Annotated in this window: 15 protein-coding genes and 1 pseudogene; 13 read left to right on the top strand and 3 right to left on the bottom strand. The window is 43.5% G+C overall.

Features of this window, described 5'->3' with window-relative positions; genetic code table 11:
• Positions 1 to 68: 68 nt before the first annotated feature.
• The 7 genes and pseudogenes from ACQCVH_RS14305 (at position 69) to ACQCVH_RS14275 (ending at position 3,288) form a co-directional block, all read left to right on the top strand.
• On the top strand, positions 69 to 449 hold the full coding sequence (locus tag ACQCVH_RS14305; RefSeq protein ID WP_426836331.1) for a hypothetical protein: 381 nt from the start codon (positions 69 to 71) through the stop codon (positions 447 to 449).
• A gap of 59 nt (positions 450 to 508) precedes the next feature.
• Positions 509 to 895: pseudogene (locus ACQCVH_RS14300) on the top strand (GNAT family N-acetyltransferase); the annotation flags it as partial.
• Positions 896 to 928: 33 nt separating this feature from the next.
• Complete coding sequence (locus ACQCVH_RS14295; protein ID WP_426836330.1) at positions 929 to 1,555, top strand: alpha/beta family hydrolase; 627 nt, start codon at positions 929 to 931, stop codon at positions 1,553 to 1,555.
• Between the two features lie 10 nt (positions 1,556 to 1,565).
• Positions 1,566 to 2,006 (top strand): NUDIX hydrolase, encoded by a 441-nt coding sequence (locus ACQCVH_RS14290; protein ID WP_426836329.1) that lies wholly within the window; start codon positions 1,566 to 1,568, stop codon positions 2,004 to 2,006.
• A gap of 142 nt (positions 2,007 to 2,148) precedes the next feature.
• Positions 2,149 to 2,358: a helix-turn-helix transcriptional regulator gene (locus tag ACQCVH_RS14285; protein ID WP_426836328.1), complete on the top strand. Its 210-nt coding sequence runs from the start codon at positions 2,149 to 2,151 to the stop codon at positions 2,356 to 2,358.
• A complete protein-coding gene (locus ACQCVH_RS14280; protein ID WP_426836327.1) occupies positions 2,355 to 2,744 on the top strand; it encodes a hypothetical protein in 390 nt (129 codons plus the stop codon). The genes ACQCVH_RS14285 and ACQCVH_RS14280 overlap by 4 nt, the downstream gene beginning before the upstream one ends.
• A 118-nt stretch (positions 2,745 to 2,862) precedes the next feature.
• Positions 2,863 to 3,288: an organic hydroperoxide resistance protein gene (locus tag ACQCVH_RS14275; protein WP_426836326.1), complete on the top strand. Its 426-nt coding sequence runs from the start codon at positions 2,863 to 2,865 to the stop codon at positions 3,286 to 3,288.
• 36 nt (positions 3,289 to 3,324) lie between these two features.
• On the opposite strand, the gene ACQCVH_RS14270 is transcribed toward ACQCVH_RS14275, so the two are convergent.
• Together ACQCVH_RS14270 and ACQCVH_RS14265 are read right to left on the bottom strand one after the other, a co-directional pair.
• Positions 3,325 to 3,774: a MarR family winged helix-turn-helix transcriptional regulator gene (locus ACQCVH_RS14270; protein WP_426836325.1), complete on the bottom strand. Its 450-nt coding sequence runs from the start codon at positions 3,772 to 3,774 to the stop codon at positions 3,325 to 3,327.
• Positions 3,775 to 3,858: 84 nt separating this feature from the next.
• Positions 3,859 to 4,374 carry a CBO0543 family protein gene (locus ACQCVH_RS14265; RefSeq protein ID WP_426836324.1) on the bottom strand — a complete coding sequence of 172 codons (516 nt, stop codon included), beginning with the start codon at positions 4,372 to 4,374 and terminating at the stop codon, positions 3,859 to 3,861.
• Positions 4,375 to 4,528: 154 nt separating this feature from the next.
• On the opposite strand from ACQCVH_RS14265, the gene ACQCVH_RS14260 reads away from it, so the two are divergent.
• Positions 4,529 to 5,377: a P-loop NTPase family protein gene (locus tag ACQCVH_RS14260; protein WP_426836323.1), complete on the top strand. Its 849-nt coding sequence runs from the start codon at positions 4,529 to 4,531 to the stop codon at positions 5,375 to 5,377.
• Positions 5,378 to 5,465: 88 nt separating this feature from the next.
• Entirely contained in the window at positions 5,466 to 5,639 is a 174-nt protein-coding gene (locus ACQCVH_RS14255; protein ID WP_426836322.1) for a hypothetical protein, read from the top strand.
• Between the two features lie 46 nt (positions 5,640 to 5,685).
• On the opposite strand, the gene ACQCVH_RS14250 is transcribed toward ACQCVH_RS14255, so the two are convergent.
• The gene (locus tag ACQCVH_RS14250) at positions 5,686 to 6,417 is read right to left on the bottom strand and encodes an alpha/beta hydrolase (RefSeq protein ID WP_426836321.1); all 732 of its coding nucleotides are present in this window, start codon (positions 6,415 to 6,417) and stop codon (positions 5,686 to 5,688) included.
• A 134-nt stretch (positions 6,418 to 6,551) separates the two neighbouring features.
• Here ACQCVH_RS14250 and ACQCVH_RS14245 point away from each other — a divergent pair, with 134 nt between their 5' ends.
• The 4 genes from ACQCVH_RS14245 to ACQCVH_RS14230 all read left to right on the top strand — a co-directional run bounded on the left by ACQCVH_RS14245 (position 6,552) and on the right by ACQCVH_RS14230 (position 9,740).
• Complete coding sequence (locus ACQCVH_RS14245) at positions 6,552 to 6,848, top strand: hypothetical protein (protein ID WP_426836320.1); 297 nt, start codon at positions 6,552 to 6,554, stop codon at positions 6,846 to 6,848.
• Positions 6,849 to 6,939: 91 nt separating this feature from the next.
• Positions 6,940 to 7,167, top strand: a complete 228-nt coding sequence (locus tag ACQCVH_RS14240) for a YczI family protein (RefSeq protein ID WP_426836468.1) — start codon at positions 6,940 to 6,942, stop codon at positions 7,165 to 7,167.
• A 1,046-nt stretch (positions 7,168 to 8,213) separates the two neighbouring features.
• The gene (locus ACQCVH_RS14235) at positions 8,214 to 8,708 is read left to right on the top strand and encodes a GNAT family N-acetyltransferase (protein WP_426836319.1); all 495 of its coding nucleotides are present in this window, start codon (positions 8,214 to 8,216) and stop codon (positions 8,706 to 8,708) included.
• A gap of 15 nt (positions 8,709 to 8,723) precedes the next feature.
• Positions 8,724 to 9,740, top strand: a complete 1,017-nt coding sequence (locus ACQCVH_RS14230; protein ID WP_426836318.1) for a S66 family peptidase — start codon at positions 8,724 to 8,726, stop codon at positions 9,738 to 9,740.
• Positions 9,741 to 9,767: the final 27 nt, after the last annotated feature.

Genomic DNA, 9,767 nt, shown 5'->3' with positions numbered 1-9,767 from the left:
TTTTCTGAGTTTACAGAGTTGAAGCAGGGGATGTATAATTATGGAAAAATATAAAAAGGAGTTGTGCTATGAAGAGGCTGATATGGCCATGGTTTCTTGCTGCCGCAGGACTTTTTTTGACGTGCATGGGAATCTTCCTTGGAATTAGTGGGGCAGACGTCCTAAACATACTATTTACAAGGATGGATTTAGTCCCAATAGCAGTCAGTTTCCTTGGTATTATGCTTTTGTTTGCAGGCGTTATGTTCATTCTGGATAAAAGATTTGAAACTCCGGAAGAAAGGGATAAAGGAAGTGAAAAAGCCGTCCAACAGGCTAAATCAAAAGCATTCAATTTAATGATTGGGCTATATTCAATTTGCACTATTACGCTGGCGCTGCTTGGTTACATGGATGAAGTCTCTTTTTTCAGCCTGATTGGCCTACATCATTGGCCTGCTTTTTTATAGCTATCAGCTTGTGGTTAACAGGCGAGCTGCTTAAATAAGGTGATAGGGGAGAGAATCTTTCCATTGTTTACGATGATGAAGGAATACTTCTCGGAACACTGACTGTAAACATATGTATGCAAGCGTTGCATGTCTTAAGGCCATATGGAGTAATTGAGAATATTGTGGTTCACGAACATCATCGTGGCCGCGGGGTTGGGCAGAAGCTATTGCAATATGCAGAGAATTATTGCAGAGCACTGGATTGCCATAGAATCATGCTGTTGAGCAGCTCGAAGCGGCAAATGGCCCATCAGTTTTTTGAACGTGAGGGGTATGACGGGGCAGTAAGCAAGGGATTCAAGAAGTACTTAAGAAGTAAGATATACTCAACCTGGCTGAACGGAAATGTATATATGGAGGCCAAAGACAAAATAAATGGGCTGAAAGAGACTCTTTGTTTTTAGAAAGGGTGAAGGCCATGAAAAAGGAGTGTCCATATGACAGCAGCAAACAAAGTAAATCATGCTAAAATCTCTTCCAGATTGATAGAGCAAAAAGAAACGGCTGACAGCCTGGCCATTATTTTGCCTGGAGCAGGGTATACGGTACAGGCTCCGCTGCTTCATTTTTGTACAGGGTTATTTTACTCGAAGGGCTATGATGTCCTTCATCTTAACTACAGCTTTAATCGTGAAGAGCAGGCTTCCTTATCCGGGGAAGGACTGGCTGAAGCGGTCCGGCTTGTGATTGATGACGCACTGAAAAGTAAAGGGTATGAGCAGTATTTTATCGTTGCTAAATCGATAGGAACCATGGCGCTGCCTTATCTATTAAAGGATCAAAGCTTTCTGGATGCGAAAGCAGTATGGCTGACCCCTTTGCTTCAAAAAGAGTTTGTATTGAGTAGCATGGCGGCTGGCAGCCATAAGGGGCTCTGTATCATTGGAGATCAAGATCCATTTTTCACTTGGGAACGCATTGAAAGAATTAAAGTGAATCCCAATCTTTCAATTAAAATAGTGGAAGGCGGCAATCACAGCCTGGAGCTAAGCGATGATCCCATCCGATCTATAGATCTGTTAAAGAACGTCATTTCTGATATTCAGCACTTCCAGTCTTTCTAAAGGAGTTTCTATGAATTATATTAAATCTTTGCGGAGATATATCGGTACAGAGCCAATCATAGCTCCCGGTTCAGCGGTCATTGTTTTCAATGGCAAGGGGGAGCTGCTGCTTCAATTAAGGTCAGATACACTGGATTGGGGGATTCCCGGGGGCGGGATGGAATTGGGTGATTCTTTTGAAGAGACGGCCAGGAAAGAACTTTTCGAGGAAACGGGCTTAACGGCCAAATCTTTGGAATTGCTGACGCTGGTCTCAGGGAAAGAGTTTTATTATCAGTTTCCCCACGGGGATGAAATCTATAATGCAACAGCAGTCTATAAAGCGGTTGACATAGAGGGCATCCTAAAAAAAGACGGAGAAAGCCTGGAGCTGGCCTATTTCCCCCTGCATTCCCTTCCTTCACTGAATAGTACAGCCCGGAAAATGCTTGAAAAGACAGGATATATCTAATAAGTATTCTTTCATGTAAAAAGAGCCTTCAAGGTTCTTTTTTATTTTGAGGAAGTGTAAAACATGTTTGACATGTAAAATACTGTCATGTTATTCTATAAATGTAAAACACGTTTGACAAAATTACGGCAGAGTGGTGTGAATGGAAAATCAAATCAAAGATGTGAGAAAAAGCAGCGGACTTTCCCAGGAAGAGCTGGCTAAAGCATGCGGCGTTTCGCGACAGACGATTAATGCAATCGAGAACAACAAATATGATCCCAGCCTTGCTCTTGCCTTTCAGCTGGCAGAGTCCCTTGGCATGACAGTGGATCAGCTATTCCATTTTAGGAGCAGGGGGAATGAGAAATGAAAGGAAAAGAAATAGCAGCACTGGTGTTTCTGATAGCGGCAACACTTTATTTTGGGGGAACCTTCATCAGCTATATGAAAATCGAGGATGCCTCCATAGGGTCAGCCGAGCTCCTCGTAATCATCGCCCTGCTGACCGGCTGGGTTCAGTTCATGACCTGGGGGGCAAGGAAGGAAGTCCAGAAGGATGAGATGGGCAGGCAGATCATTAAAAACAGCGCCAGGATCAGCTATTATGTTGTAATTGCTGCACTTCTGCTTTTATGGATCATCGACTTCTTCCTTGTGAGCAGGGGAGAGAATTACACACTGTTTATCGCTTTGTGCATTGCTTATATTACGTATCCTATCATCCAATACGTACTTGTTAAGAGATATGCGGATTAATTCCAATCCAAAACCACAGCTGCTGCTGTGGTTTTTATTGTTGAGCAAAAACATTGCTGTTTTTTAATTGATTTTATAAAATTAAATTGCGCGCAATTAATAAATAGGAGTGATTCACATGACAAAACCATTATTCACATCAACAGTAACAGCAATTGGCGGACGAGAAGGCCGAGTTTCATCTGCAGAAGGGAATTTGGCATTGGATGTAGCCATGCCAGGAACTCCAAGGAAAAAGGAAGTACCTGAAGCAACGAATCCTGAGCAGCTGTTTGCCGCAGGGTATGCAGCCTGCTTTGACAGTGCGCTGCAGATGGTTGCAAGGAAAGAAAGGCTTTCTTTCCGATCGGAAGTGACTGCAAATGTCAGCCTTTTAAAAGACGAAAGCGATCAAGGCTTTAAGCTGGGGGTTGTTCTGCAGGTGAAAGGAACAGGCATAGAGGATAGCCTCCTGAATGAACTGGTAGAGAAAGCCCACGGTGTCTGCCCATATTCAAAAGCTGTGAATGGGAATATTGAGGTTCAGCTTGAAGTTGTTCAGTAAAATAAAAAGGATGCCCGCTTGGCTGGCATCCTTTTTTTATTGCTCATGTTTATGATGAAGGATCTGTAAAAGCTGCAGAAGGGAGGTTTTCAGCGAATTGTACTCCTCTTCGTTTGCGCCGCTCATTTCGAAAATCTTCCCAGGGATGGATTCTGCCTGTTCCTGAAGAGATACTCCTTTTTCTGTCAGTGTCACAAATACAGACCGCTGATCCTCAGCAGATCTCTCCCTGGTCAGGAGGCCCTGCTGCTCCATTCTCTTCAGCATGGGTGTAAGGGTGCCGGAATCGAGGTAGAGAAGCTCCCCCAGTTTTTTTACGGTCAGGCTTTTCTTTTCCCAAAGAAGGAGAAGGACAAGATATTGAGGATAAGTGACTTCAAGCTTATCTAAAAGTGGTTTATACTGCTTGGTCATCTCTCTTGAAGCAGCATAAAGAAGGAAGCAAAGCTGATTTTCGAGCTTTAAATGGCTGTACTCGTTTGTCATTTTTTCACCGCTTATCGTTATAGTCTGTATGTATACTATAACCTCCGCATGACATTTAATAAACTAAACTGCATACCGTTTTCCTTAATAGGGAGTCGGAACATCAAATATAAGATAGAGAGCTGCTATAAAAATCCCGCCAAGGAGCCACGCGATCCACGGCTTGCGATAATGGGCAATCAGAAGTGTGAACGTCACAATATTGAACAGAAAGGACCAGCGGAAGGACCAGCCATGATGATGGCTGATGCTGTCATTTAAAAAGGCGATAAGTTCCACACCCGTAAACAGTATGGACCAAAGCAGAATCCAGCCAGCCTGGCCCTTCAGCTTTTCTGGAAGACGGCCGAGGAAAACAGGCATGACGAAAGGGTAGATAATAAAAGAGATCGCCATCGAAATGGAATTGTGAGTAGGCAATAATAAATGATCAATCCAAACAGGCCTGAATTCCCAGACCCGATAATTATACAGGAGAAGCTCATAAACAAGATTGGCAATGATCCAGAACAAGAGCGTGCTGTAGTATTGTGGAAAGCTTCTCCAGACTCCAAGGAAGAACCCTGCAATAATGAAAAATATAACGAAAGATGACTGCATTTTTTTACCCTCTTATTGATGATATAAAAATAGGTTTTCCAATAACGGGAAAATCAACCTGATCCCAAAGGCCTACTGAAAAAGGAAATACGCCAGCTGGCGGCGAATTAGGAGAAAGCAAAAGTTTATCCCAAGATTACAGAGGTGCAAAAGAATGAAAACCAAACTAATACTCGTTGAGGGGCTTCCTGGATTCGGAAAGTCAACAACTGCCCGGTATATAAAAAAGATACTCGATGAGGCAGGGGTGGAGGCCCGATTATTCCTGGAAGGGAATCTCGATCATCCTGCCGACTATGATGGAGTCGCTTATGCAGCGGAAGAAGAGATGGAGAAACTGATGAAGGAAGCAGGCGGCCAGGCACAGCTTATTAAACAATTTACAATTAAAAAGGATGGCTATTATCTAGTTCAATATGAAAAGATGAAACGGAAATATCCTGATGCATTTCCTGAAGCTCAGTTGGATTCTATTTTCCGGACTGATATTTACGAACTGCCGATGAAGCTGTATATGGAACTGATGGAGCCCAGCTGGCGCAGCTTTGCAGAAGAAGCAGCCAATGGGAATGCGGTGTACATATTTGAATGCTGCTTCATCCAGAATCCCTTGACCATAGGGATGATCAAGTACAACGAGCCGGAAAATGAAATAATGGCTTATGTTAAGCGCCTTGGAGAAACAATTAAAGAACTTGATCCGCTTCTGATCTATCTGGAGCAGGATGATTTAAAGTCAGCTTTCAGGAGGGCTGTGAAGGACAGGCCGATAGAGTGGTCCAAGGGATTCACCGAATATTATACTGGTCAAGGGTACGGACTCAGCCGCGGATGGAAAGGCCTGGAGGGAACGCTGAAGGTGCTGGAGGCAAGGAAGCAGCTGGAGCTGGACACAATGGAGCAGCTTGATCTGAAAAAGGCTGTGGTGAATAATTCCCGGTTCGATCCGGACAGCCATAAGGGAATGATCAGGCAGGTGCTGAAGGAACAAGGCGTAATTTAAGAAGAATTCCTATACCAAAACAGCCTGATGTGTTTGATAAAGCAACTGTCCGGGAATATCCCCAAAAAACAGGCGAGGGGGATTAGAATTGAAGTTCAATAAAGATGACCTCACGAAAGTAATTAAAACGGCAGCAGAAAAAGTAAGCGGAGACAATGCAGGCCAAACATCCAATGGTGATGTTCAAACCCAGATAGACAGCATCAACAGGCGGCTCTCATTGCTTGAGGAAGAGCTTAGACAGATGAAGGAAAAGATATAAGGGCCAATTGAGGCCCTTTTTGTTTGGGCAGAAATATTAATCCTGATCAGGAATTGGCTTCAAGCCACCGCAAGATTTTTTCTATTAATAAATCCTGCTGTCTTTGAGGCGGAATGGCAGCGGGATTGTCTCCTTTTTGGGGACCATACATGCCGAATTGTGCATGGTTGCCACCTTCTATTTCATACAGCACTGCATCATCAGATAATAGGTGCCTCGTTTCCTCAATCTTCCCCGGGGTGGTCAGTCCATCTTTTTCCGCATAAATCGAGAGCATTGATATCGATGAACCTGAAAAGTCAGTTCCGCTGCCAGGATAGGAACCGAGCAGGATGACTCCATCAATCAGGTCCTGATGGTTAAACGCATAAGAAGCAGCGGAAACTCCTCCGAGAGAATGCCCTCCAATATACCAGCTCTCAATTTCAGGATAATGTGCGATCAATTCTTCTGCTTTATTTCCTTCGAGGATGGAGAAATTCAGGCGCATTTCCGGCACCAGCACCAGGTACCCATTCTCAGCAAGCTCCTTGCCCAAATAGCTGTACGCCTCCGGCTCCACCTTGGCTCCAGGGTAAATGATGATGCCTGCTTTCCTCACTTCACCCGGATCAAACACAATCCAATCCATCTCATGATGGATATCTTCTTCGCCGACTAATTCAAAGATTTCTTCAGACGGTTTATATGTTGCCTGGGACCATATGTAAAATCCAGCGCCGCCTGCCAGGATAACTGCTAAAAAAGGGATAAGGGCAAGCTTAATGATTTTTTTCATAAAAGATCCTCCTGCTGGCTGGGAATATCTTTCATTGTATTTTAAAAAAGGAGAAGGTTCCAGATTGGATGTACAGGCTGAAACCTTTCCTGAGCTCTGCACGTATATTAAAGAAAGATATGGGAGGGTTTCAAATGAAAAGGTTTAGAATGATGGCTGCAGCTGCTATTCTGATCATCTTCATCCTGCTTGCCGGAAACCATTTCATCATACATACAGGAGAAGCAGAAGCGGCGGCAGTTGAGGATAAAGGAAAAGAGGGCACAGAATTTTATATTCTCCTTGATGGGCAAAAGCTGATGGTTGAGGACGAAAATGTCTGGAATCTGATCGAAGTGGGCAGAACCTATGACATTGCTTATGAATGGTATGGAAATAAAAATTCAGTTATAACAAGCATCACATTCCCCGGGCATGAAGGCAGCCATTGATGGGAAGCGGGATATATTGATGTTAATTCTCCGGGCTATTGAAGCCCTGCAGGTTTGCATAAAAGGTTATTATGGGGTGTTTTAATTGTTAATGATTTTAAGAGTGATTTTTGCAGTAATCAGTGCCAGTATCGCAGGATATGGATTAATTACTGGAGATTTTGAGTTTCAATCATATATGTTATTTTTTCTGAGTTTAATGATGCTCGTAATGGGTTTAGAAGAATTTCAGAAGGAACGAAAAGTGACGGGATGGATTAGCATCATTGCTTTTTTATTTGTATTATTTGTGTCACTTCAAGGCGTATTCTTGAAATAAGGGGTATTAAAAATGTAAATTTAATGAGTTTACTTTATGAGTAATAAAATAGTTAGACCGAATTCATAAGAAATTATAAAATTTAGAAATCCTTTATAGGTGGCAAAACTTCACATTTCCTGTCAATAGATTGCTAGCTTTAAAATATGCCTGTCTTTATTTTTTAACATAACTTTTATAGCTATTATCTACATATAAACAAAATAAAGAGATACGGCATTTGTGGAGGATCTGGAGGCAGAGTAAAAAATGATTAGATTTATATTTAGGTGGATCGGTGTGCTTATGACTACAAGTACAGTACTTTTAATTGGATACGATATAGTTGACGGATTATGGGCTTTCATATATTTCACAATAGGTGGCATTCTCATGTTTTTATTTAGAAATAAAAGTAAAAAAAGCATTTGGGAATAGCTTCATTCCGGGAAATTATGGGACTCAATATACTTAATAAAGAGAATGAAAAGGTACATGAATTATTTGAAAGGTAAGGTGCTTCTCGGAGTTAAGATTCCAACTGGGCAGGTTAGTAAAGGAATGGTTTTAAAAAACAGGAAGTTCAAGCCTTAAAATAAGCGGAGATTTTCCGATTAAGCTGCTGAATATGGCACGGGTGGGGTTAATAAGCGGAAATTTTCCGGTTACGCGGAGCGAAGTTACCCATTTTCATGTTTTTTGAGTCGATAGGCGGAATTTCTCCGTCTATTCAAGCTGTTTTTAGGGTTTTTTAGAAATTAGGAGGAATTTCTCCGCTTATTTTTCAACCTGTCATGTAGATTCCTTTAAGCAGGCCCCGGAAGGTCAAGTTCTTTCATGGTTGGGCGCGAAAGATAGAAATTGCTCTTAAATAGTTCCTCTTGAATGCCCCCCATTTATCTGCAGCATTTGTAATATATTTTACGTCGAGTCTCTTGCTTTTGAAAAATATTTAGAACTAGGCAGGAATAAGAGCCTGCATAATCGAATATACGTTCTTTAATGAAAGGCTGGATGCCTATGGTAATTAGCGGCATCAGGGCCTGAAAGATAGAAGGTGGCTTTTAATGGAACATACAGCAGTGAAGAAAATGGTTTCCCTGAAATTGTACAAAAACGAAGATGAAGAGCGGCTCAAGAGCTATCAGCTCCCGGAAGAGCAGCTTGCCTTTACCTCAATGCCGATTCCGGCGATTGAGGCCTGCCTGCAGGAGGATGACCGGCATCCTGTTATCATTCAATATGGAGAAGATATAGCCGGCTTCTTTGTCCTTCATGGCGAAGGCGGGGCCATTAAATACAGCCCGAATGAACGGGCGATTCTGCTTCGCGCCTACTCAGTCAGCTCTGATTATCAGGGGAAAGGAATTGCGGGTGAATCATTGAGGATCCTGCCTGACTTTGTAAGAAAGCATTTTCCTGGCAAAAATGAAATTGTCCTTGGCGTCAATCACAGCAATCATGCGGCCCAGCATGTCTATAAAAAGGCTGGTTTCATTGACCATGGACTGCGTATCACCGGAAAAAAGGGCGAACAGTATGTGATGCACATGCAGCTTTAGAAAGGGAATGAAGACATGATCAGATATCCGATTTTAAGGGAAGAGGCCGTAATTGGCGTCACAGCAACATCGTCAGGGGTGCCGGAAGAGCTTCATGACATGATCCGCTCCGCCTGCAGCCGTATGGAATCAAGGGGATTCCGTGTGAAATGCGGGGACACTCTGTGGACACAGGAAAAAGCAAAGTCGGCCCCGGCACCGGTTAGAGCGAATGAATTTAATAAAATGATGCTAGACAGCGAAGTAGACTTAATTATCCCTCCGTGGGGCGGGGAGCTTTTAGTAGAAATATTGGATAAAGTCGATTTCGCCGGAATGAAAGAAAAGTGGATATTAGGCTATTCAGATACAAGTTTGCTGCTATTGGCCGCCACTTTGATGACAGGGATGGCGACGGCCCATGGAACCAATCTTGCCGACTTGCGCGGCGAGCAAATGGATGAGACAACGGCCAGGTGGCTGGATGTTTTGAAAACCAGGGAGGGCGGATCGGTCAAACAGGAATCCTCCCGCCACTATCAGAAAGAATGGCAGCATGATAATCCTTCACCATATGTATTCCATTTAACAGAATCAACGAGCTGGAAAACCATATCCGGCAGTCCGGAGAGGATGGAAGGCAGGCTGCTTGGCGGATGCATTGATGTTATCAGGCATCTGATCGGCACCCCTTATGGCCGTGTCCGTGAATTTCAGCGGGAGCACCTTGGCGGCGATCCTATTGTCTGGTATTTTGAGAACTGTGAAATGACAACAACCGATCTGCGGAGGACCTTGGTCCATATGAAGCTGGCAGGCTGGTTTGAAGACTGTGCGGGAATCATGTTCGGGCGCAGCAGCGCCAACACAGCAGTTGGCGGGTATACTGCAGAGGATGTATACAGAGAGCTTTCATCTGAGCTCAAGGTGCCGGTCATCTATGATATTGACTGCGGCCATGTTCCTCCACAGGTCACTTTGATTAACGGAGCATACGCGGAAATTGAAGCCCGGGACGGGAAAGGCATCGTAGTTCAGCATTTTAAAGCATAAGAAAAGGGCAGGCTGCGGAGTCTGCCT

It is taken from the genome of Bacillus infantis, assembly GCF_050107595.1.
GTDB lineage: Bacteria > Bacillota > Bacilli > Bacillales > Cytobacillaceae > Bacillus_AB > Bacillus_AB infantis_C.
Note: the sequence above shows the minus strand (reverse complement) of the source record. Positions and strands in the feature narration are given on the sequence as shown.